The sequence below is a fragment of the Mesorhizobium sp. M1312 genome, assembly GCF_040318115.1.
Taxonomy (GTDB): domain Bacteria; phylum Pseudomonadota; class Alphaproteobacteria; order Rhizobiales; family Rhizobiaceae; genus Mesorhizobium.
The window spans coordinates 90,364-113,877 of the sequence record NZ_JAMYLQ010000018.1 but is presented as its reverse complement, the minus strand read 5'-3'; the positions used below and the strand labels follow the sequence as shown (position 1 = coordinate 113,877).

The 23,514-nt window shown below is 63.0% G+C and carries 20 protein-coding genes; 12 read left to right on the top strand and 8 right to left on the bottom strand.

Translation table 11 applies throughout. From position 1 onward, the window contains the following. Positions 1-9: 9 nt before the first annotated feature. The 5 genes from NKH36_RS20750 to NKH36_RS20730 form a co-directional block, all read right to left on the bottom strand. A complete protein-coding gene (locus NKH36_RS20750) occupies positions 10-1,080 on the bottom strand; it encodes an ABC transporter substrate-binding protein (RefSeq protein WP_352963904.1) in 1,071 nt (356 codons plus the stop codon). Further along, on the bottom strand, positions 1,065-1,943 hold the full coding sequence (locus tag NKH36_RS20745; RefSeq protein WP_352963906.1) for an ABC transporter permease: 879 nt from the start codon (positions 1,941-1,943) through the stop codon (positions 1,065-1,067). Before NKH36_RS20745 ends, NKH36_RS20750 begins: the two co-directional genes overlap by 16 nt. After that, complete coding sequence (locus tag NKH36_RS20740) at positions 1,940-2,827, bottom strand: ABC transporter permease (protein WP_352963908.1); 888 nt, start codon at positions 2,825-2,827, stop codon at positions 1,940-1,942. The genes NKH36_RS20745 and NKH36_RS20740 overlap by 4 nt, the downstream gene beginning before the upstream one ends. Positions 2,828-2,910: 83 nt before the next feature. After that, a complete protein-coding gene (locus tag NKH36_RS20735) occupies positions 2,911-4,194 on the bottom strand; it encodes an NAD(P)/FAD-dependent oxidoreductase (protein WP_352963911.1) in 1,284 nt (427 codons plus the stop codon). Between the two features lie 46 nt (positions 4,195-4,240). Continuing rightward, positions 4,241-4,438, bottom strand: a complete 198-nt coding sequence (locus NKH36_RS20730) for a hypothetical protein (protein ID WP_352963913.1) — start codon at positions 4,436-4,438, stop codon at positions 4,241-4,243. Between NKH36_RS20730 and NKH36_RS20725 the strand changes: the two genes are divergently transcribed. The 5 genes from NKH36_RS20725 (at position 4,437) to NKH36_RS20705 (ending at position 9,798) form a co-directional block, all read left to right on the top strand. Continuing rightward, the gene (locus NKH36_RS20725) at positions 4,437-5,594 is read left to right on the top strand and encodes a fumarylacetoacetate hydrolase family protein (RefSeq protein WP_352963914.1); all 1,158 of its coding nucleotides are present in this window, start codon (positions 4,437-4,439) and stop codon (positions 5,592-5,594) included. The genes NKH36_RS20730 and NKH36_RS20725 overlap by 2 nt on opposite strands. Before the next feature lie 275 nt (positions 5,595-5,869). Next, positions 5,870-6,802 carry a substrate-binding domain-containing protein gene (locus NKH36_RS20720; RefSeq protein WP_095491966.1) on the top strand — a complete coding sequence of 311 codons (933 nt, stop codon included), beginning with the start codon at positions 5,870-5,872 and terminating at the stop codon, positions 6,800-6,802. 119 nt (positions 6,803-6,921) lie between these two features. Next, positions 6,922-7,908, top strand: a complete 987-nt coding sequence (locus tag NKH36_RS20715; protein WP_027152255.1) for an ABC transporter permease — start codon at positions 6,922-6,924, stop codon at positions 7,906-7,908. Between the two features lie 3 nt (positions 7,909-7,911). Continuing rightward, the gene (locus NKH36_RS20710) at positions 7,912-8,706 is read left to right on the top strand and encodes an ATP-binding cassette domain-containing protein (RefSeq protein ID WP_352963916.1); all 795 of its coding nucleotides are present in this window, start codon (positions 7,912-7,914) and stop codon (positions 8,704-8,706) included. A 69-nt stretch (positions 8,707-8,775) separates the two neighbouring features. After that, positions 8,776-9,798 carry a LacI family DNA-binding transcriptional regulator gene (locus NKH36_RS20705; RefSeq protein WP_352963918.1) on the top strand — a complete coding sequence of 341 codons (1,023 nt, stop codon included), beginning with the start codon at positions 8,776-8,778 and terminating at the stop codon, positions 9,796-9,798. 619 nt (positions 9,799-10,417) lie between these two features. Here NKH36_RS20705 and NKH36_RS20700 read toward each other — a convergent pair. Beyond that, positions 10,418-11,008 carry a TetR/AcrR family transcriptional regulator gene (locus NKH36_RS20700; RefSeq protein ID WP_095494999.1) on the bottom strand — a complete coding sequence of 197 codons (591 nt, stop codon included), beginning with the start codon at positions 11,006-11,008 and terminating at the stop codon, positions 10,418-10,420. A gap of 257 nt (positions 11,009-11,265) precedes the next feature. On the opposite strand from NKH36_RS20700, the gene NKH36_RS20695 reads away from it, so the two are divergent. The 5 genes from NKH36_RS20695 (at position 11,266) to NKH36_RS20675 (ending at position 18,017) form a co-directional block, all read left to right on the top strand. Further along, a complete protein-coding gene (locus NKH36_RS20695) occupies positions 11,266-11,523 on the top strand; it encodes a hypothetical protein (RefSeq protein WP_352963920.1) in 258 nt (85 codons plus the stop codon). Continuing rightward, entirely contained in the window at positions 11,517-14,693 is a 3,177-nt protein-coding gene (locus NKH36_RS20690) for an efflux RND transporter permease subunit (protein WP_352963922.1), read from the top strand. The genes NKH36_RS20695 and NKH36_RS20690 overlap by 7 nt, the downstream gene beginning before the upstream one ends. Before the next feature lie 16 nt (positions 14,694-14,709). Continuing rightward, a complete protein-coding gene (locus tag NKH36_RS20685) occupies positions 14,710-15,879 on the top strand; it encodes an efflux RND transporter periplasmic adaptor subunit (RefSeq protein ID WP_352963924.1) in 1,170 nt (389 codons plus the stop codon). Positions 15,880-16,113: 234 nt separating this feature from the next. After that, a complete protein-coding gene (locus NKH36_RS20680; RefSeq protein WP_352963926.1) occupies positions 16,114-16,851 on the top strand; it encodes a GntR family transcriptional regulator in 738 nt (245 codons plus the stop codon). Positions 16,852-16,910: 59 nt separating this feature from the next. Further along, positions 16,911-18,017: a mandelate racemase/muconate lactonizing enzyme family protein gene (locus NKH36_RS20675; RefSeq protein ID WP_352963929.1), complete on the top strand. Its 1,107-nt coding sequence runs from the start codon at positions 16,911-16,913 to the stop codon at positions 18,015-18,017. A 486-nt stretch (positions 18,018-18,503) separates the two neighbouring features. Here NKH36_RS20675 and NKH36_RS20670 read toward each other — a convergent pair whose 3' ends face one another. Further along, on the bottom strand, positions 18,504-19,145 hold the full coding sequence (locus tag NKH36_RS20670) for a peroxiredoxin-like family protein (protein WP_352963931.1): 642 nt from the start codon (positions 19,143-19,145) through the stop codon (positions 18,504-18,506). 518 nt (positions 19,146-19,663) lie between these two features. Between NKH36_RS20670 and NKH36_RS20665 the strand changes: the two genes are divergently transcribed. Together NKH36_RS20665 and NKH36_RS20660 are read left to right on the top strand one after the other, a co-directional pair. After that, positions 19,664-20,986, top strand: a complete 1,323-nt coding sequence (locus tag NKH36_RS20665; protein WP_352964232.1) for an NAD(P)H-dependent oxidoreductase — start codon at positions 19,664-19,666, stop codon at positions 20,984-20,986. Between the two features lie 19 nt (positions 20,987-21,005). Continuing rightward, positions 21,006-22,502, top strand: a complete 1,497-nt coding sequence (locus NKH36_RS20660) for a xylulokinase (RefSeq protein WP_352964229.1) — start codon at positions 21,006-21,008, stop codon at positions 22,500-22,502. Here NKH36_RS20660 and NKH36_RS20655 read toward each other — a convergent pair. Next, entirely contained in the window at positions 22,499-23,461 is a 963-nt protein-coding gene (locus tag NKH36_RS20655) for a sugar-binding transcriptional regulator (RefSeq protein WP_352964226.1), read from the bottom strand. The genes NKH36_RS20660 and NKH36_RS20655 overlap by 4 nt on opposite strands. Between the last annotated feature and the right edge of the window lie 53 nt (positions 23,462-23,514).

Sequence of the window (23,514 nt, the reverse complement as noted above, 5' to 3'; positions counted from 1 at the left end):
CTCGGAAGCTCAGCCGCCCGCCTTGACCTTCTCGAACATCTTGGCGAGTTCGTCATTCTGTTTCATCGGCCCGGTGAAGACGGTGGTCTTCAGCATCACTTCCGGATCGGACGGCAGCTGCAGCTTCTCCAGTTCCTCCTTCGGCACCGCGGCGAAGGCCGAGCTGTTCGAGCTGCCGTAACCGTAGGCCTGGATCAGGTATTTTCCCGAATCCGTTTCCAATCGGCTGTTGATGAAGTCATATGCGAGGTCGACATTCTTGGCGTCCTTGAGCAAGACGAAGCCGCATGCCCAGGTCAGCATGCCTTCCCTGGGCTTCATGAACTCGACAGGCACGCCCTGCTTCTTCAGCGAGGTGGCCGACGCGTTCCAGGTCATGGCGGCGACTAGCTGGCCGCTGGCCAGCGCCTGTTCGACCGAGGTCATGTCAGTGGTGTAGTTCGAGAGCAGCGGTCGCTGCTCGCGCAGTTTTTCAGCCACCTTTTCCATCTGTTCCGGCGTCATGTCGAACGGATTGACGCCGGCGAGAAGCGCCGCCACCACCGGCGTGTCGTGGACGGCGTCGATTGTCGCCATGCGCCCGGCATATTGCTTGTCCCAGAGCAGGTTCCAGCTCGGTTCCGGGTTCTTCACCAGATCGGTGCGGTAGAGGATCGAAGTGTTGCCCCAGTCCCACGGCACCATCCAGACCTTGCCGTCGCCGGCCTGCAGGTCGGGCAGGTTCTTGAAGACTGGGAAGATCGAATCCCAGTTCTTGATGCGCTTGGTGTCGATCGGCTGCAGCAGGCCTTCCTTGTTCCAGCGCGCCACTTTGTCATAGCAGGGATGCGCGACATCCGGGCGGAAACCGGCCTTGACCTTGGTGAAGGCGTCATCGTCGTCGCCGAACATCGAGGCCTCGACGCCATCGGGATGTGCGGCGAGGAAGCTCTTGTTGAAGTCGGGAAGTTCGTAGCCCGACCAGGTGAAATACTGCAGCTTGTCGGCCGCAAGCGCGACGGTCGACGAAAGCGCCAGCGCGAAGGCTGCCAATCCGGCTTGGACTGTCTTGCGATTTATCGATTTCAGGTCGAATGCCATTGCAGTTCTCCTCTTTCGGTTTCTTCTGGTTTGGACAGGTCGGCGGGCACCGGCCGCTGAGCGGCGGCGAGCCCGCGATGGCGCAGGATTTCGGCAATTGCCGCGATGACGAAGGACACGGCGAGGATGGCCGTGCCCAGCGCCATGACGGTCGGCAGCGATTTCGGGAAACGCAGCTGGCTCCAGATGTAAAGCGGCAAGGTCGGCTCGGTGCCGGCGAGGAAAAAAGCGACGATGAACTCGTCGAAGGAGGTCAGGAAGGCCAGCATGAAGGCTGACACAATGGCGGGCAGGCTGAGCGGCAGCATGACCCGCCTGAACGTCGTCCAGTCGGACGCGCCGAGATCGAGTGCCGCCTCGTGGATGGTCTTGGGGATAGCGGCGAAGCGGCTTTTCATGATCACCACCGTCGTCGGCAGCGCCACCAATATGTGGCCGAGCACGATGGCCGTGCGTGACGGCCCGAAGCCAATGAGGTTGACCAGGATCAGCAGCGAGATGCCGACGATGACACCAGGGATCAGGATCGGCAGCCGCGCGATGGCGCTGATCGTGACGGCAAGCGGCGAGCGGCCGAAGAGGTCCATATAGGACACGGTGATGCCGCAGAGCGTCGCACCCGTGGCGGCAATTGCACCGATGACGAGGCTGTTGGCAAGCGCGCCGGACAGCGCCGAATTGCCGAACAGCGTCGCGTACCACTCAAACGTGAAGCCTTGCAGCGGAAACGCCGCCTGGATCGAATTGTTGAAGGAAAACAGCGGAATCAGCAGTATCGGCAAGTACAAGAACACCAGATAGGCAAGGACATAGGCGCTGAGCCAACCGCCGCCCTGTTTTGCATCGATACGCGCCGTGTTCATGTGCGGCTGCCGTATCTGCGGTCGGCGAAGCGCACCACCAACACCACGGCAAGAATGACCAGCATGACGGCGACGGCGAGTGCTGCGCCGAACGGCCAGTCATTGGCCTTGCCGAACTGGGCCTGGATCAGCGTGCCGATCATGGTGCTGGCAGGGCCGCCGACCAGCGCCGGGGTCACGTAGTCGCCGACCGTCGGCACGAAGACGACGAGAGCCGCCGCCAATACACCCGGCATCGAGTTCGGCAGCACGACGCGGCGGAAGCTGGTGAACGGCCTGGCTCCGAGATCGGAGGCAGCTTCGAGCAGCGATTTCGGGATGGTGTCCAGCGCCACATAGATGGGCAGGATGGCGAACGGCGCATAGGCGTGAGCCAGCGTTACGACGACGGCCGCCGGCGTGTTGAGAAACGCCAATGTCGGCTCGGACCAGATGCCGCTTTCGATCAGCGCCGAGTTCAGCACGCCATTATAGGCGAGCACGATCTTCCAGGCGAAGACGCGCAAAAGATAGCTGGTCCAGAACGGCAGCGTCACCAGAAACAGCAGCAGCCCGCGCCGCCGCCCTGCATGGAAGGCAAGGTAGTAGGCAACGGGATAGGCGGTGACGACCGTCGCCAGCGTCACCAGGCCGGCAATGGCCAGCGAGCGCAGCGTTACCGTCCAGTACAGCGGGTCGGATGCCACAGTGATGAAATTCGCAAAAGTGAAACCGGCACCCAGCAGCGAACCGTCATTGCCGCGAAGGGCGAGGAAAAGCACGAGGCCGAGGGCAAACAGGATCAGGAAGAAGGTGATCAGCCCGCCCGGCAGCAGCATGGCCAACCGGAAACCCGTCGAGGACCGGGACTCCGGCAGCGGCTGCCTTGCAACGATGGTCGACATCGGGGTTGCCCATCGATTTGAAATCGCCTGAGAATTTTTCATAATCATGAAACTGTCAAGCTGATTCCTGCATCGGCGAAAATTCAGCGCTCGAATGCATCCAGCATACGATACCAGGCGATCGTCGCGGCGACGCCGACCCGCCGAAAGGCATGCAACGGGACCGGCCGGATCGGAGAGACCGGGAACGGCAAGTGCCTGGCATCGCCGCTCGCCAGATAGCCCGCAATGCGCTCGCCAAGCGCGGTCATCAGGCCGACGCCACGGCCTTGGCAGCCGACCACGGCCATCAGGCCCTGCTCGGGCTCGTGGATATGCGGGAGGTGATCCGGCGTCATCGCCACTCGGCCAAACCAGCGCTTTTCGATAGCGACGCCGGATAGAGCCGGATAGAGCCGGAGCAGCGCGCGCTCGAGATGCGCCCAATCACCTTCGCTGGTCGGCAGCGCCATCCGGCCGCGCCCGCCGAGCACCAGCCGGCCGTCGGCGCTCTTGCGGTAATAAACGAGGATGCGGCGTGAGTCCGATACTGCTTGCCCCTGCGGTAGAATCCCGGCCGCCAGATCGGGTGGCAGCGCTGCTGTCGCGATCTGGAAGGAGTGCAGCGGAACGATCGTCTCGGCGAGACCGGGGAGCAGGTCGCTGGTATAGGCGTTCGTCGCCAGAATGACCGCCTTCGCCTGCAATTCGGCGCCGTCCTCCGTCGAGATGCGCCAAAGGCCGGCGTTCTTATCAAGGCGCACCACCTTCTGGTGTTCGGCGATCTTCACACCCGCGGCCGAGGCGATCCGTGCCAGTTCCGACGTGTAGGCAAGCGGATCAATCACGCCGGCGCGGCGGTCGAGCCAGCCGCCGAGATAGCCCTGCGCGCCAGTCAACGCGGCGATCTCGGCCTGGCTCAGAAGCCGGACATCGGCGCCACGGTTCCGCCACTGCCGGTCCCTGTTCGCCGCCGCCTTCAGCGCCGTCTCCGTGCGCGCTGCCTGGATCCAGCCGTTGCGGACGAACGGCACAGCCAGCTTCTCGTCGCGGATCAATTCGAAGACGGGGTCCGCCGTCGAGGCGGCAAAGTTGACGAGGATCTCGCCGCGTTCGGGGCCAAAATGCTCCAGCAGCCATTCCGGATCATATTTCAGGCCGGGGATGACCTGACCGCCATTCAGGCCCGATGCGCCTTGGCCGATCTCGCCGGCTTCCAGCACCTGCACAGCTAGGCCGAACCGGGCTGCATGCAAGGCGGTCGACAGACCGAGAATACCGCCACCCACAATGACGACATCGGCACGCTGGCCGCCGGGAAAAAGCGACCGGAACGCAGGGGCCGCCGGCGGCTTCCGCCAGATCGGATCGGAAAAGGGTGCGGTCAAGGATCACCTGGAATGCAGTTCGTCGGTGAAAATCCTAGTCACGATTTCATGATTTTGAAAGATTGTTTCCGCTTCGCAATTGGGACACGCCAAGCTCAATCACCGTCCAGCGGCGCGGAGATCGCCCGGACAGATTGACAAAACTTGCCTTGAGGGCGGGATAGACCTTTGGCGGGAATTTGTTGAAAGTGCCGCCGCCGGCCAGGCTCGCAGCAGAACAAGACAGGCAGAGGACCGCAGCCATGACGAACACCACTCTCCTGCCCAACGAGGGCCTCTTCATCGGCCGCGCCCGGACAAGCGAAACGTCGCATCCGCTGGTGGTCACGGTGCGCGACGGAGCGGTGTTCGACATCACGTCGAGCATGGCACCAACCGTGCGCGACGTCTGCGAGATGCCGGACCCAGCAGGGTACGTCCAGGTGGCCAGGGGCGAACCGATCGGATCGCTTGATGCGATCGCCGCCAACAGTTTCCAGGCCGCGCGCGATTCGCAAAAACCGTACCTGCTTTCTCCGGTCGACCTGCAGGCGGTCAAGGCGTCGGGCGTCACCTTCGTCGTCAGCCTGCTCGAACGGGTCATCGAGGAGCAGGCGCGCGGCTCGGCGGAACAAGCCGACGCCATTCGCGCCGACATTGCCGGGCTGATCGGCCACGATCTGTCGAAGCTCAAGCCCGGCTCGCCGGAAGCGACGGAGATCAAGGCAAAGCTCATCCAGCGCGGCGCCTGGTCGCAATATCTGGAAGTGGGCATCGGCCCCGATGCCGAGATCTTCACCAAATGCCAGCCGATGGCATCGGTCGGCTTCGGCGCCGATGTCGGCCTGCATCCGGTTTCCACTTGGAACAATCCGGAGCCGGAAATCGCCATGATCGCCGCCAGCAGCGGCAAGATCGTCGGCGCGACGCTCGGCAACGACGTCAATCTGCGCGACGTCGAAGGGCGCTCGGCGCTGTTGCTCGGCAAGGCCAAGGACAACAACGCCTCGGCCGCGCTCGGCCCGTTCATCCGCTTGTTCGACGCGACATTTTCCATCGATGACGTGAAGCAGGCCATCGTGCGCCTGAAGGTCGAGGGCGAGGACGGTTTCTCGCTGGAGGGCGCCAGCTCGATGGCCGAGATCAGCCGATCGCCGGAAGAGCTGGTCGCCGCCGCCATGGGTTCGCATCACCAATATCCGGACGGACTGGCGCTCTATCTCGGCACCATGTTCGTGCCGTCGAAGGATCGCGGCGAAAAGGGCAAGGGCTTCACGCACAAGGTCGGCGACATCGTCACCATCTCATCAGAGAAATTCGGCGCCTTGGTCAACCGGGTGCGGCTGTCACCCGACTGTCCCCACTGGACCTACGGCGCCAGCCATCTGATGCGCGACCTCGCCAGGGCCGATCTTATCTAGGTTCCCGCCCCGACTGCGACGGACAGATGTTCCGGCCTGGTGCTCGAATTGAGGATCTGCCTGCGTGGAAAATATCAGCCAAACTGATGCAATCTGATGGGACTGCTGATGGCGCCTTGTCGCGCGCCAATTACCACTGGCAAATGGAGGCTTGCCATATGTCGAAAAAGCGGATGCTCTGATGCATCCAGATCGGCGCTGGCAAGAAATACGATCAGGGTTTGCCATGATCGTCGCCGGAGGTGGAGGACGTTTTCAAAATGGGAGGAAATCAAATGCTGACAAGGCTACGACTATTTGTATTCGGCTTGATCGTGGCGCTGGCCATCCCAGCGGCGGCACAGGCCAAGACCTTCTACTGGATTTCGCATGGCGGCCCGGCCGATCCGGTCTGGACCTACTTCCTCGCCGGCGCCAAGCAATGGGCGACGGACACCGGTAACACCGTCAACACCTCGTTCCACAATGGCGACGTGTCGTCCCAGCAGGAGGCTGTTCGCGCGGCCATCGCCGCCAAGGCGGACGGCATCACCACCACCAGCCCCGACCCGGGCAGCCTTATCGAGCTCGCTAAGGAAGCACGGGCGGCAAACATCCCGATCATCAATTTCAACACGCCCGATCCGAAGGCGGACTTCAACGCCTATGTTGGCGGTGACAACGTCACCTTCGGCAAGAACTGGGCGCAGTATCTGGTCGACAAGGGCCTGGTGAAGAAGGGCGATTTCGTCTGGATGCCGGTCGAAATCCCAGGCGCCACCTATGGCGTCCAGGAAGAAGAAGGCATCAAGAGCGTCTTCGAGCCGCTCGGCATCACCTATGAAATCACCGAAGCGACACTCGACCAGGCCGAAGCGATCAACCGTATGGTGGACTACCTCACCGCCAACAGGGCCAAGGTCAAGGCGATCATCGGCCTCGGCGACCTGGTGACCGGCTCGATCAAGCGGGTGTTCGACCAGGCCGGCATCAAGCCGGGTGAAATCCCGGTCGTCGGCTGGGGCAACTCGCTCGACACCACCCAGGAGGTGCTGACCGGCTACGTCAATGCCGCACAATGGCAGGATCCGCAGGCGACCAGCTATGTGGCGCTTTCGATCGCCAACATGGCCGCCAGCGGCATTCCGCCCGGCTTCGACGTGATCACCGGCGCACTCTACGAAAAGGACACCGCACAGGTCTACGACGACATCCTGTCCGGAAAATAAAACCGCGATCGGGATGGTCGCGGCACGCCTGCCACGATCATCCCCATCATCCCGCTGAGCCTCGAACCGCCTCATGCGGCGCTGGGTTTGGCCAGTTCCAACCATGTCGCGGGTCCAACGTGGAAAACAGTTCCATCATCCAACGCTCGATCGCCAGGCCGGAATTCGGGCCCTTCGTGCTGCTTGTCGTCGAGCTCGCTGTGTTCTGGGGGTTCAACCACGACTTCCTGTCGCCGCAGAATATCAGCAACATACTAGCCTTCACGGTCGAGCTTGGCCTGATCGCGCTGGCGATGACGCTGTTGATGACTTCGGGCGAATTCGACCTCTCGGTCGGATCGCTGTTCGGTTTCTCGCCCGTCTTGATGTGGACGCTCTTCAACAGCGGCCTAACCTCGCTGGAAGCCGGCTTTGTCGTGGCCTTGCTGGTTGCCGCCTTCATCGGGCTGGTCAATGGCTGGTTCGTGACGCAACTCAAGATCCCGTCCTTCCTGGTAACGCTCGGCATGCTGCTGGTGGTGCGCGGCACCGCTCTGTTCGTCACCAGCGGATTTCCGCAACGCACCTGGAGCGCCGAAGGCAGCTGGCTCGCCGAGGCGCTGGTCGGCGATTTCTTCATCGGGCCGTTCCGCATCTACATGTCGCTGTTCTGGTTCATCGCAGCCGCGATCGCACTCGGTTACGTGCTGACACAGAGCCGGACCGGCAACTGGATCCAGGCGGCCGGCGGCAACCCCAATGCGGCAAGGGCGCGCGGCGTCAATGTCAGCGGCGTCAAGATCGGCCTGTTCATCCTGTCGTCGATCATGGCTTCGCTTGCGGGCGTCATCAGCTCGCTGCGCACCTCGGCGGCCAACCCGAACAGCGGCACCGGCTACGAGCTCGAAGTCATCGCCATGGTGGTGATCGGCGGCACGGCGCTGACCGGCGGACGCGGCACCATCATCGGAACCGTGCTCGGCATCCTGATCCTGCGCGTGATGCGCAATGGCATCGTGCTGATCGGCGTGCCAGGGCTTGCCTACAACATCTTCATCGGCGCGATCATCCTCGGCATGATGGCGCTCCACTCATGGCTGGAACGCCGGCATCAGGCGGGGACTTGAACCATGGCCGAACCGCTTGTCCGCATGGAAAACATCCGCAAGTCCTACGGGCGTGTGCAAGCGCTGGTAGACGCCAATTTCCATGTCAATGAAAGGGAGATCGTCGGTCTGCTCGGCGACAATGGCGCCGGCAAGTCGACGCTGATCAAGGTGCTGTCGGGTGCGGTCCCGCTGACCAGCGGCGACATCTTCATCCGCGGCAAGAAGGTGGACTTCCGCAGCACCAGCGACGCCATCGCCCACGGCATCGAGACGATCTACCAGGACTCCGCACTGGTCACGCAATTGTCGATCGCGCGCAACCTGTTCCTCGGGCGAGAGCCGATCAAGCCGCCGCGTTTCCTCAACCGTATGGACCAGGAGGCGATGAACGTGGTCGCCCGCGATCTGCTCAAGCAGGTCGGCATCTCGAAGAACATCCCGCCGACCACACCGATCGGCTCGCTCTCCGGCGGCGAGCGGCAGGCGGTGGCGATCGCGCGCGCCATGCATTTCGACAGCGACTTGATCATCCTCGACGAGCCGACCAACAATCTCGGCGTCGCCGAGACGCAAGGCGTGCTGAGCTTCGTGCGCAGCGCCCGCGATTCCGGCCATTCCTGCATCTTCATCGCCCACAACATCCATCACGTCTTCCAGGTGGTCGACCGCATCGTCGTCATGCGCCGCGGCAAGGTGGTGGCCGACGATATCGACCCGAAGAACACCAACGTCGCGGAAGTCGAACGGATCATCACCGGCATGTCCGACAAGGAGATCCGTGACGCCATCGTCCAGGGCAAGCAACCGCAGGGCTGAGTGGGCCATGCGGAAACCGGTTGGCCGTAAGTCTGGCACAGGATCGCATCGGCTCCTATGACTGCGACAATGAAAGCCACCGTTGCGGACATCGCCAGAAGCTGCGGGCTGTCGACCGCGACGGTCGACCGGGTGCTGAACAACCGGCCAGGCGCCAGCGCGGCCAACCGGCAGCGGGTAATGGAGGCGGCCAAGCAGCTTGGCTATTTGCCGGTCGTGGATCAGGTCACGCTGCCCTCGCGGCCGGCGCATCTCGAGTTCTTCCTGCCAATCGGCACCAATGCCTTCATGATGGATCTGGCAAATCATATCGAGGATTATGCGGCACGCCTGCCGCTTGTCGCCTCCTGCCGGATCCACAAGCTCGCCGGCATCTCGCCGAACGCGTTGCAGGCGGCGGTCGAAGACCTCTCGCTCAAGGCAAACGGCGTCGGCGTCATCGCGATCGATCACCCGAGAACGCGCAACATCCTGCGCGAGATCGTCGAGGCCGGCATCCGCCTCGTCACGCTGATGTCGGACGTTCCGGGCGCACCGCGATCGGCCTATGTCGGCATCGACAACCGTGTGGCCGGGCGCACCGCCGCGCTTTTGATGGGACGTTTCCTGGGCGGGCGCACGGGCCATCTGGCGATTGTCGTCGGCTCACGCTCCTATCGCGGGCATGAGGAACGCGAAATGGGCTTTCGCTCCGTGCTCAGCGAGGAGTTCCCTAATTTGACCGTGACCAGCGCCGTCGAGATCAACGACGAGCCTGATATCAGCTATACGGCAACGATGAAGGCGCTGCACAACGAGCCGGAACTGCTCGGCATCTATTGCGTCGGCGCCGGACGTTCGGGCGTGGCGAAAGCGCTGCTGGAAGCCAAGCCGCAGAAGAAGCCGGTATTCATTTGTCACGACCTGACAAGGGCGACACGCGGCTATCTCGTCGACGATCTTCTCGATGTCGTCATCGACCAGAATGCACGGCTGATCGCCGAGCAATCGGTCATTCGCCTCCTCGGTTCGATCGCTTCCTCGGCGCCTTATCTGACGCGGAAATTCATCGAACCACGCCTTATCTTCAAGGAGAACGTCCCGGTGCAGTGACGCCCCGCAAGGCCCCCGGTCACCTGCCGCGATGGTTAAAATTCGGTTGATACCGCAAATCTGCACATCTGCTATGCATGTTTCGTTCTTGCCGAATCATTGGGCAACCGCTAGTTTCGTAGGTGTCGGCCATCTACTCCTCCCAGATGCGATGCCGACGCTGAGTGCGGTACACCTCCTCCCGTGCCGTATTCGAAATCGAGCCCGCTGCCACCTCCTCCCGGCAGCGGGCTTTTTTTGTTCCGGCTCCGGATGTTGGGCAAAGGCTGAGGTCACGACGATCACCGGACACGATGATCGGCGTCGAATCACCAATACGGGCGATTGGTCACCGGCTTGTCGGGAGCTGTCACCAGGGTTGATGCCGCCGGCATACTCGCCCGCAAAGGTGTTGCAGCCGCGATCACCGGATCGGTCGGATCCCGCCACCCTTGTCACTCTCACCAATTCGTTATCGGTTCTATCCTGCCTCACCGACAAGCAACAGGTAGCGCCGGGAATGGTTCGGCGACAGACGGCAAAGGAGAAGCGCGATGACGGCACGTCCGAACGGACAAAGGAGCATTCGGCGGCACGGCTCACAATGAACACGCTACCGATCGTTTCGCCGCTCTCGAGACTATCTGGCCGCAGCGCCCCGGAAAGAGGTGATCAGGCCTTCCGCCATGCGGACAAATTGCGCGCTGGGGCCTTCGGCTCCGACGCTTTGAAGGCTGACGCGGGCGCCTTCAAGCAGCAGCGACAAGGTATCGGCGAGAAGCTCTGCCTGGCCGATGCCGGCATCCCGGCACAGGCCGACCAGACGGTCACGCTGGGCCTGCTTGAGCTCCTTGATCACCCGACGGGCCGGATGGTCGGTTTCGCTCAACTCGATGGCGGCGTTCGCCATGTCGCAGCCGCGACCGTCCATCATCAGGCAGTCGGCCGCCATCCGAACCCAGGCGTGCAGTTGCGCAAGCTTGTCGCCCGGATGCTCGGCCTCGAACTTTTGCCACATCGCGTTGGCGCTACATGCAGTCGCCCGCAGACACTCGATGACCAGATCGTCCTTAGACTCGAAATGACGGTAGAGCGTCATCTTATTGGTACCGGCCGCCTCAGTGATCGCGTCGACGCCGACGCCCTTGATGCCATGCTTGTGGAACATATCCCGTGCCGTCTCCAGGATGCGATCCCGGGGGCGGATGCGTTCCGCAGTGCCGTCTTCCATCAAAACCTCCTTGGTTTCCGGGGTTTCCGAAAAATCCCTCGGTACACCTCTTGACTAGGGTGTTACCGGTCTGTAACTTCTAGATGTTACTTACTGGTAACACCCCCATTGCCTCGTGTCAATCTCGCAGGCGCCTGTGAACAGCCTCCGCCGAAAGGCCCAGGCATGAAACTGCGCCCCAGGCGACTTTGGCCGCGAACAGGAAGACCACCGATCTGCGGCGTCCGCCGCAGATCGCCAAGCCAGGAGCCGCTACGATGTCGCAGCGCAAGGACTTGACAATCGACGAAGTTGTGAAGGATCCGATGATCCGGATGCTGATGAAGGCCGACCGTGTCGACCCGCGCTCTTTCGAGACGATGCTGCGTACCGTTGCGGATACGCAAGGGTACGGCCGCAAGTCGCTGCCTCGTTTCCTGGAAGACCCGGGACAAAGCCGCAGCCGGCGGCTGTCCAGAGTGGCCAAGGCCTTTGGTGAGGCGAGAGCATCGGGCGAGGCGCATGTGTCATGGTAAACTTCTTCATCCACCGACCAATCTTCGCATCGTCGATCGCCATCATCATGGTGCTTGCTGGGGCGATCTGTTATTTCCTGCTGCCTGTCTCGCAGTTTCCCGACATCACGCCGCCTCAGGTCGTGGTCAGCGCCAACTACCCGGGCGCCAGTGCGCAGGTCGTGGCCGACACCGTCACGACGCCGCTCGAACAGCAGATCAACGGCGTTCAAGGCATGACCTATATGTCGTCGTCGAGCTCCAATGACGGCTCGTCGACGATCACCGTCACCTTCGAGGTCGGCTACTCCCTGAGCACCGCCGCCGTCGACGTCCAGAACCGCGTGTCGCAGGCGGCGTCCTCGCTGCCGGCCATCGTCAATCAGGGCGGCGTGACGATCAAGAAGCAGAACCCGAACTTTGTCCTGATCGTCAACCTCACCTCGCCCGACGGCTCCGTCGATCCGGTCGCGCTCAGCAACCTCGCCTACCTGCAAGTGGTCGACCCGCTGAAGCGCCTGCCGGGCGTCGGCGACGTGCAGATCTTCGGCGAGCGGCGCTATTCGATGCGCGTATGGCTCGATCCCGACAAGCTCGCCAATCTCGGCATCACCGCCGTCGATGTCCAGAATGCCATCGCCGAGCAGAATGTTCAGGTCGCGGCCGGCAAGATCGGGCAGTCGCCGGCCCCGGCCGGCACCGCTTTCGAAATGCAGGTCAATGCAGTCGGCCGACTGAGTGATCCCAAAGAATTCGGCGATATCGTCGTGCGCGCCGATGCCGCGAACGGTTCGCTGGTGCGGCTGCGCGACGTCGCGCGCATCGAGCTCGGCGCCCTGCAATATTCGTCGTCGGCGTTCTTCGGCGAGGACCCGACCGTGGTGCTCGCGGTCTACCAGATGCCGGGATCGAACGCGCTCGATCTGCAGCAGCGCGTCAAGGACAAGATGCAGGAACTGTCGGCCCGCTTCCCGAAGGGCGTCAGCTACGCCATGCATTACGATACGACACGTTTCGTTTCTGCGTCGATGCACGACGTGCTGGTCACGCTCGGCGAAGCGCTGGTCCTGGTCGTCGCGGTGGTGTTCATCTTCCTGCAGAGCTGGCGCACCACGATCATCCCGACGATTGCGATTCCCGTGTCGCTGGTGGCCACGCTCGTCGTCATGTACATGTTCGGCTTCTCACTGAACATGCTCAGCCTGCTCGGCATGGTGCTGGCGATCGGCCTCGTCGTCGACGACGCGATCGTGGTCGTCGAGAATGTCGAGCGCCAGCTGGAGGCCGGCCTCAAACCGCTGGCTGCCACGCGCGCGGCGATGGCCGAGGTCACCGGCCCGATCATCGCCACGACTGCCGTGCTGATGGCTGTGTTCGTGCCGGTCGCCTTCATACCCGGCGTTTCCGGCCGGCTCTACAACCAGTTTGCCCTGACGGTGGCGATCTCCTTCGGCATCTCCGCCTTCGTCTCGCTGACGCTCACGCCGGCGCTCAGTGCGGCCTTCCTGCGCCACCGCCCGGCAACGCAGTTCGCGCCGTTCCGCTGGTTCAATACGGGCTTTGAACGGCTGTCGCATGCCTACGCCAACGGTGTGCGCATCCTCATCCGCCTGCGCTGGATCATGCTCGGGCTGTTCGCGGCCGGACTTGTCGCCACCTATTTCGTCTGGCAGCGCCTGCCCTCGACCTTCCTTCCGGTCGAGGACCAGGGCTATTTCTTCGTGGTCATCCAGTTGCCGGATGGCGCGTCGCTGGAGCGTACCGACGCGGTGGCCCGGAAGGTACGCGATGTCCTGCAGAACACGCCCGGCGTCGATATCGTCGGCTCGATCAGCGGCTTGAACTTCCTCACCAGTGCCGCCCAGTCGAACTCGGCGGTGGAATTCGCCATCCTCAAGCCATGGGACGAACGCGGCCCTAACCAGAGCGCCTCGAAGCTCGTCGCCGACGTGCGCTCGAAGCTCATGGAAATTCCCGAGGCCTTCGTGCTGAGCTTCGATCCGCCTTCGATCCCGGGCATCGGCACGACCGGCGGCTTTGAATTCCAGGTGCAGGATCTGACCGGTCGCGGCAGCGCTGCGCTCAACGACGCGACGCAAGCGGTGCTTGCCGAAGCGCGCAAACAGCCCGAGCTCAACCCGCAGCAATTGTTCTCATCGTTCTCGACCTCGACGCCGCAGTTCAACTACGACCTCGACCGCAACAAGGCGAAACTGCTCGGCCTCAGCCTGCCTGACGTGTTCAACACGCTGCAGATCTACCTCGGCTCGCTCTATGTGAACGACTTCAATCTGTTCGGCCGCACCTTCCGGGTGACGATCCAGGCCGACAAGGATGCGCGTGCGGGTGCTGCCGATATTTCGCGGCTCTATGTGCGCAATGCCTCCGGCGGCATGGTGCCGTTGAGCACGCTCGGCAAGCTGGTGCCTATCGTTGGCCCGGAAACCGTCCCGCATTACAACAACAATGCGTCGGCCCTGATCAACGGCGGCGCCGCACCCGGCTACTCCTCGGGCCAGGCGGTCGCCGCGATGGAACGTGCCGCTGCCACGGCACTGCCGAAGGATTTCGGCTACGAATGGACTGGGATTACCTATCAGGAGCTCAAGGCCGGATCGATCGCCTCGATTGTCTTCGGTCTCGCCATGGTCTTCGTCTTCCTGATCCTCGCCGCCCAATATGAGAGCTGGGCCATGCCCTTCATGGTTCTGCTCGCGGTGCCGCTTGCCCTGTTCGGTGCCTTTGTCGCCCTGTTGATGCGCGGCATGCAGATCGACGTCTATTCGCAGATCGGCTTCGTCATGCTGATCGGGCTGGCGGCGAAGAACGCCATTCTGATCGTGGAGTTTGCCCGGCGCCGGCGCGAGGAAGGTCTCAGCATCGTCGACGCCGCAATGGAAGCGGCGCGCCTGCGGCTGCGGCCCATCCTGATGACCGCCTTCGCGTTCATCCTCGGTGTGCTGCCGCTGATGTTCTCCAAAGGTGCCGGCGCAGCGAGCCGCCAGTCGATCGGCACCACCGTCTTTGGCGGCATGGTCGCGGCGACGATCCTATCGCTGGTTTTCGTGCCGGTCTTCTATGCGGTGATCGAGCAACTGCGCGAGCGCGGCAGCAAGAGCGAACCTGTTGCCGAACCGACTGAACCCACTGCCGAACCCGCTTTCGAGCGATTGGCCGAAGCGGCCGAATAGGATTGGAGAATTGATCATGCGTAAATGGAAAATTGCGTTGGGAGCGGCCGTTGCCGTGGGGGCGATCTCGGTGGCCAGCGTTCACTTGCTCGACATGGGCAATTTCGGCCTCAACGCCGGTACGGCAGGAGCAGCAACGCCCGAACCCGCGGCGCCCGAGCCCGCGGCGTTTGTCATGCCGGTGCCGGTGGTGAGCGTCGTCAAGAAGACGATCCCGATCTATCTCGACTATGCCGCCCGCACAGAGCCGATCCGCAGCATCACGCTGCAGGCGCGCGTACCGGGTTATCTGCAGGAGCAGGTCGCGCCCGACGGCAGCGATGTCAAGAAGGGCGACCTTCTCTACAAGATCGCTCCAGAGGATTTCCAGGCTGCCCTCGACCAGGCGAAGGCTCAAGTCCAGCGCGACGAAGCAACGCTCGACTATGCGCGTTCCAGCCTTGGTCGCGGCACTGAGCTCGCCAAGAGCGGATACATCGCCAAGGATGCGTTCGACCAGCGCACCAGCAGCTTGCGCGAGGCCCAGGCCTCGCTCGCCGTGAACCAGGCGGCTGTGCGGACCGCCGAGCTCAATCTGAGCTATTCCGAAATCAAGGCGCCGTTCGCCGGGCGCCTCGGCCGCAATCAGGCCTCGGTCGGAACGCTGGTCAGCGTCGCCGGCACTGTGCTCAACACGCTGGTGCAGCTCGACCCGATCTATGTCACCTTCAATCCCAGCGAAACGGATCTGGCGCAGATCGAGGAAGCCCGCGCGGCGGGGCCTATCGACGTCGACGTCCTGCTTCCCGGCGATACAGAACCGCGCCACAAAGGTCAGCTCACCTTCATCGACAACACGGTCGATCGTTCGACCGGCACCATCACCGCACGGGCGACGATCGGCAATGCCAAGTTCACGCTGCTGCCGGGCCAATATGTTCGCGTCAGGCTGCACATCAAGCAGCAACCCGATGCACTGATGGTGCCGCAGACGGCGTTGGGATCGAGCCAGCTCGGCAAATACCTCTACGTCGTCGGCAAGAACAATACGGTCGATCAGCGCATCGTTTCGCTCGGGCCGACCAATGGCGATCTGGTGGCCATCTCGAGCGGCGTATCGGAAGGCGACCAAGTGATAACAGGCAATCTGCAGAAGATCGGCCCGGGAATGCCTGTCTCGCCGCTGCCACAGAAACCGGCCACCTGATACCCCCCATCAGGCCCGGTCCAGCGGCGCCCCCGGCTATGCCGAGGGCGCCGTTTTGCTGAGCAGTTCGACAAGGCCGGCGACATCGGCGCGATCGGCCTGGCCGCAGGCATGAAGGCGCAATAGGGATGGCCGAGCCGAACCGACACTGCCCGGAGTCGGCTATTCAGAAATAGTAGTTGTTAGATTGTCGACAACCTGCTTCTCTGCTTCCGCACCTTGCGGAGTTGCCGAATGGGGAAGCTGGATTTTGCTCCGATCGCGGATACGACGAGACGCGCCGAGATCGTGGCGCTGCTCAGGCGCGCGATCCTGACCGGCCAGCTGGAACCCGGGCAGAAACTCAACGAACTCAGGATTGCCGAGCAGATGCGGGTGAGCCGCGCGCCGCTGCGCGAAGCGATGCGCGAGCTGGTGCAGGAAGGCCTCCTGACCAGCATCCCTTACGCCGGGACCTTCGTCGTTGATGTGACTGCCAAGGACATCGACGACGCCTATTCGCTCAACAAGGTGCTGGACGAGTTCGCCATCGAACTGACCTGGCCGTTGCGCGACCAGCGCTTCTTCGACGAGCTTGACCGGCGCCATGAGGCGGTAAAGCAGGCAACGCGCGACCGCGACACCACAAGGCAGATCGAAACGGCCCTGCAACTGCATGGGCTTATCCATGAGTGGGCCGACAATTCGGTTCTGCTCGAGACTTGGCAGCGGCTGACCAGCCGGCTGCAGATGTATTTTGCCCTCCACCAGCGGGCGCGCCAAGAACCGGTGCCTGCCGAAGACATCCACGAGACCTATGTGCAACTGTTGAAGGGCGCCGACATGCGCGCAGCCCAGCGCTACGCCCGCGAGCATATCGACCTCGATTTCGAAGAACTGCTTGCCTATGCGCGCAGCCTCGAACAGCGTGCTCCCAAAGGCGCTAATCCCGATCGCGCCGGCCTGACGCGCAACCGACCAGAAGGCAGCTGAGCCGACAGAAGCCGCCAATTGGCGGTTCGTCACGACATCACAGACAACGGACAGAGAAATTGCAGATCAAAACCATCAAGGCCTACCATGTCGTGCAGCCCTTCGTAGACGGGCCCTATCGCATGTCCAAGGGGCGTGTCGCCGACGCGTTCGACGCGGTGATCGTCGCCATCACCGCCGACAGCGGGCTGACCGGCTGGGGCGAGATGGCGCCGCTCGGCAATTTCTACTCGCCGGCATTCGCGGCCGGTACTCGCGCCGGTGTCATGGAAATTGCACCGCATCTGCTCGGCCACGACCCTCGTGCGTTGGCCAGTATCGGCAGGCTGTTGGACACGGTGTTCAAGGGCCATCCCTACATCAAGTCGGCGCTCGACATGGCATGCTCGGACCTCGCGGCACGCGCCGCCGACGTGCCGCTGGTGACGCTGCTCGGCGGGCGCGAGAGCGAGACGGCGGAACTCTACAAGGTCGTCACCCATGGCACGGTCGACGCGATGGCCGCGCTGGCCAAGCGCATCGTCAAGGACGGGTTTCACCGGCTTCAGGTCAAGGTCGGCGGCAATGTCCATGACGACATCGAGCGCGTCACCGCGGTCGCCGCTTCGGTGCCGAGGGGTACGGTGATCTTCTGCGACGCCAATGCCGGCTGGACGCCCTATCAGGCGCGCCAGTTCGCAGATGCGACCCGCGCCATCGACTATACGTTCGAGCAGCCTTGCACCACGATCGATGAATGCATGTCGGTGCGCCGCTCGCTCGACAAGCCGATGGTGCTCGACGAATCCGTCGCCTCGCTGGACGACATGCTCGACATCCACCGCAAGGGCGCGGCCGACGGGCTGACGCTGAAGATCTCGCGGCTCGGCGGCGTGACCAAGACGCGCCAGATCCGCGACCTCGCCGTCGATCTTGGCTTCATGATCACCGTCGAGGACACCGGCGGCGCCGAGATCGACACATCTGCCATGGCGCATCTGTCGCTGTCGACGCCGGAGGAGCGCCGGCTGCACGCCATCGCCTTCCACGAATGGGTGACGGTGCGCACCGCATCGAACATGCCGCCGATTTCGGGAAGCCGCATCGGCATTCCGGATGGGCCGGGCCTCGGCATCGACGTTGTTCCCGACCTGCTTGGCGCGCCCTTCTTCGAGGTCGGCAGCTGAGTTACCGCGTGCGCCGAGCATGCAGGCCAGCGCTATCTGTTGTGCGGCTTCGTCGTTAGCGATTCGCGCAGCGGCAGCTGAGCGGCCATGAAAGGGTTTTTCGCTGCACTCGCTCGCTTGCGAGCAGCGAGGTGACGGTCGTCGCCGCCTTGCATCCCTAGAGATCACCGCCTTCTTCTCTGCTCCCTAGTGGTCGAAATCTGACGCTTGGTTCCGGGGCCGTAAGCCCGCTCAGGGTGGAAACTTGCCGTATGCGCGCCTGTCGGAACGACGTGATTGCGGCAAGGAGCGGACGTCGCCCCGCCTATGCGGCTTGCTCACTCTAGCGTCGGGGCGGTCCGCAGACCGTTGAATCGAAATCGCTACGAAGCCCACGGGCAGACCTTAGCCTCCTGCGCTGAGCATTTCGATGATTGTTAAATCCAAAGAATCACCACAGGACGGTGGCCGTCGAGCGAGTTTTCAGCAGCCCATTTCCGCAGCCTATTAATGTGCAACTTGGGAAGCTGCCGACATCAATTCCTCGGGATTCAGCGCTCTGAAGGTGTTGAGGCCATCCTCCAGAACTTCAGTGAAGTTCCAGCGTACGATGCCCGCCCGGTCGATTAGGAACTGACCGACAAGCTGCGCCTGGCTGGAAGCCATCGCCTGCTGATCGACTTCCGTAATCTCATATCCTTCCTTCTTGTTAAGAAATTCATTCATTGCCATGACGTCCATAGGCTCGGGCAACTCGCCCGGGAGATGGAACGGTATCGCCATGACCGTGTCCATCCCGACCTCGCGCAAGCCGAAAGCACGGTGCGAGGCTCGCTCCGGGTCGGATGCGGCGAGAAGATCGGGTGCCGGGTGGTAACGGAAATAGAGCCGCGCCCGCTCGACCGGCGTATTGACCACCGCCAGGCATTCGACGCCTTTATCACGCAGGGCCGGCTTGAGTTGCGCCATCGCCGCGACATGGCGCCGGCAGAACGGACAGTGCAGGCCTCGGAACAAACCGACCAACAACGGGCTACGGCCTCGAAAATCATCGAGCGCGATCTTGCCTTCGCGTGAGATCGCATTGAGCACAACATTCGGTGCCCGGTCGCCCGGCTGCAGCGGGCGGTCAACACTACTCGTGGACATGGACAACCTCCTCGCCCCGGGTCAGTCAGGGAAAAGCAGCACACCCAGCGTTTCGGAGGCGATCAAGTGCTGGGGCGAAAGCTTCCTGTGCCAAGGCAATAGCTTTCGACCTCTGCCATATTGCCGAGGTCGAGATTACGCGCGTTGCAAGCCCATCATAACACGAAAAAGCATCTGCGGGTGCCGCCAAATGTGGTGAATTACCTTACGCGAGCGCACTCCCGAATGCTCTTGCGCTGAAGGTCAGGTTCCCGACCTCGATTGGAGGTTCAAGTCTGCAACGCCCAAGGTCGTCAACGGGTCGGCAGCGGTATTCCGTTTCGGGTACCAAGCGTCAGGTTTGACCACTAGCTGACCGCGCGGCCAAGTAGCATGCCCAAGGGCGCACAAATTGAAATCACAGAATATTGGGGGGACGGCTGCCGAATTGCCGGGTTGAAATATTTTTCGTTTGGAAATAGGAATGTTCAAAATGGTGACTTCGACGCTGCGGCGCGTCAGGAACTGGAGGAAACGACATGGCCCATCCGCAATTTGCAGCGGAACTTTTGCAGCGCGCTGAACAGCAGGGACCGATCACCATCGGGCTTGCCGGCGCCGGGCAGATGGGCACCGACATCGTCGTCCAGGTCGCGCTGATGCCGGGCATGCGGATCGGCGCCATTTCCGAAGTCAGGCCGCAGGCGGCGATCGATGCGGCGCTGCTCGCCGGCCACGATCGCTCGGACATCGTGCAAGCCGGCAATGCAGCAGCGATCGACCGCGCCATCGAGGCCGGCAAGATCGCGGTGACCGAAGATTTGCATGCGCTGGCGGCGGCAGGCCGCATCGACGTCATCATCGACGCGACAGGCAATCCCAACATCGGCACGCTGTTCGCGCTCGAAGTGATGAAGAACGGCAAGCATATCGTCATGCTCAACGTCGAGGCCGACATCACGATCGGCCGCTTCCTCAAGGAAGAGGCGCGCAAGGCCGGGGTCGTCTATACGGGTGCGGCCGGCGACGAGCCGGCCTGCACGCTGGAGATCATCGGCTTTGCCAGGAGCCTCGGCTTCAACATCATCGCCGCCGGCAAGGGCAAGAACAATCCGCTGAAGATCGACGCCATGCCGGCCGACTACGAGAGGGAGGCCAGTGAGCGCAACATGAATGCGCGCATGCTGGTCGAGTTCGTCGACGGCTCGAAGACGGCGATCGAGATGGTGGCGATAGCCAACGCCACCGGCCTGGTGCCCGACGTGCCCGGCATGCACGGCCCGACCGCGACGCTGGAGGAACTCGCCAGCGTGCTCTGCCCGCGCGAGGATGGCGGCGTGCTGCACCGCAAGGGGGTGGTCGATTATTCGATCGGCAAGGGCGTGGCGCCCGGGGTGTTCTGTATCATCGAGACAAGGCATCCGCGCGTGCTGGAGCGGATGGTCGACCTCAAGGTCGGCAAAGGTCCCTATTTCACGATCTTCCGTCCCTATCATCTGACCAGCCTGGAAGTGCCATTGTCGGCGGCGCGCGCCGTGGTCTACAAGCGCGCCGACATGGAGCCGCTCGACCATCCGGTCGCCGAGGCGGTGGCGGTTGCCAAGAGCGATCTTGGTCTTGGCCAGTCACTGGGCATGATCGGCGAGAACGACTATCGCGGCTTCGCCATGACCTGGGAAGACGCACGCGCCCGCGGCGCCCTGCCGCTCGGCCTCGCCGAGCGCGCCAAGGTGGTCAAGCCGATCAAGACCGGCGACTTCCTCACCTATGAAAATTGTGTACCCGACGATTCGATGGTGATAACCCAGATCCGCCGTCGTCTCGACCAATCGGACGGACGGTTCGTTACGAACGCCGCCTAATCCGCTGGATTTCCGCCTGATGGACGATGTCGTAATCGGGATCGATGCTTCGACCACGGCCGTGAAAGCGATTGCCTTCACGCGCGACGGCAAGGAGCTGTTCCAGGCGCGCGAAGCCTATCCGCTTTCAAACCCCAAGCCGGGCCACTTCGAGCAGGATTCCGAACATTGGTGGACCGCGCTGCTCAGTGCCTTGAAACAGGTCACTGACGCGGTTGGCGCTGCGCGAGTGGCGGCGATCTCCATCGCTCACCAGCGCGAGACCTTCACGCTGATCGATCACGCCGGCAAGCCGCTCATTCCGGCGATCCTGTGGCTGGATGAGCGCGCGCGCCCGCAAGTTATCAGGCTTTCGGCGGAGCTCGGCCGCGAGACGATCCGCGACTGGAGCGGCAAGCCGCCGGACCCGACGCCAGCACTCTATGCGATCGCCTGGCTTGCCGAACACCAGCCGCAAGCGCTCGACGACGCAGCCGCACTCGTCGACGTGCACGGCTTCTTCGTCCACCGGCTGACCGGACGTCTGGTTACCAGCACGGCAAGTGCGGATCCGCTCGGGCTGCTCGACGTCAAGAATGGCACCTGGCATCCTGACCTCGTTGCGGCCGCAGGACTGCGGCCGGATCAGTTGCCGGAACTGGTCGCGCCGGGCGCGATCTGCGGCGGACTTGTCGAAAGTGCGGCACAGCTGACCGGGCTGAAGGCCGGCACGCCCGTTGTCGCCGGTGCCGGCGACGGCCAGGCGATGGGTCTCGGCATGGGCGTCTATGGCGAAGGCAAAAGCTATCTTTCGCTCGGCTCGGGCATCGTCAGCGGCTGTTACTCCCATGGGATGACGACATCGGACGCGTTTCGAACGCTGGTCTCGCCGACCGGCTCGGGCTTCATGCTGGAGACCGTGCTGCGCTCGGGCATGCAACTGGTCGATTGGATCGTTCGCACCACCGGTTCGCCGTCGGCTGCAGCGCTTGAGAAGGCGGCGGTGGATGTCGCCGCCGGCAGCGAGGGTCTGCTCGTCATGCCGTATTGGGCGGGCGTCATGAGCCCGTACTGGGACGGCGCGGCGCGCGGCGCCATTGTCGGCCTGTCGTTGAACCATGAGCCGAGGCACCTTTTTCGAGCGGTTCTGGAAGGCGTCGCCTTCGAGCAGGCGATTGCCAGCGAGGCAATGGAAACTCAAGCCGGCGGCAAACCGGCGACGATAATAGCGGCCGGCGGCGGCACCAACTGCGCCCTGCTGATGCGTATCATGGCAAGCGTGCTCGAGCGGCCGCTCTCCGTCTCGCCCGTCAACGAAGCCGCAGCGCTCGGCGCGGCCATGCTGGCGGCTTCGGCCATCGGATGGTTTGCCTCCCCCGAAACGGCGGCCGAGGCGATGACCGCGCCGCCGACCAGGCATGTCGCCCCCGTCGACGGGCTGGTCTCCGGTTACCGCGCGCGCAAGGCGATCTACCGCGACCTCTATCAGGCGACGCGCGATATCCATGCCCGCCTTGAGGCGGTAAGCCAAGTCTAGCGGTTGAGCAGGCCCTTGGCGGCATCCTCGTCGGTGATCAGAACGGACACCTTGGTGTTGGCGAGCGCCGCCCGCATGATGGCGATTTTTTCCTGCCCTCCCGAGACCAGGATGATGGCCGGGATGTCCGACAGGTCCTGCAGCGGGTAGGCGCAGACCCGGCGGTTGACCTCATGGTCAACGAGCCGGCCGTCGGCGTCGATGAAATGGCATAAAATATCACCAACTGCGCCAGCCGCCTGCAATTCCTCGAGTTCGCTGGGCTTGATGAAGCCGTAATTGGCGATCGGACTGTCATTGGAAAACGATCCGACGCTGAGCACGGCGATGTTTGCCCGGCGCGCGCGGAAGACGACGTCCTGAACGCTGCGCTGGCTCATGAAAGCTTCGCGCTGCTCCGGCCTGTCGGCATAGACCGGCACCGGCAGCAGAAAGCACTCGGCGCCGATCTTTTCGGCGAATTCCCAGGCGCTCTCGGTCGGGTTGAGCGGCTGGGCGTGGGTGAGGCCGCCCAACATGGAGACCACCGTCGTCCTGGCGATCGGCCGCCGCGGCAATTCGTTGATGGCGAATTTCAGCGTGCGCCCCCAGCCCAGTGCGATGACATCGCCGGCATTCACATTGTCGGCCAGATAGGCGCCCGCGGCATGGCCGATCATCAGCGGCGTGTTGCTACGGTCGGCGGCCGACGGCACCACAACGGCCTGGCTGAGTCCGAAACGCTGCTTCAGAGCCTCTTCCAGCACCAGGCATTCGACGACGCTGTCGTGGATGCGGAACTGGACGACGCCCTCCTCACGCGCGGCGGACAGGATGCGATGCACCTTGATGCGGCCGATGCCGAGGATCTCCGAAATCCTCTCTTGCGTCAGCCCCTCGACATAATAGTGCCATGCGGCACGCGCCTTCAGCTCGGCATCCGGGAAGCGCGAGGTCTTGTCATTCTCCGTCATCGCCATCTTTTTGCCCTCCCGCGGTCGTCCGAATCCTTAAATGCCATTCAAATGGCGTA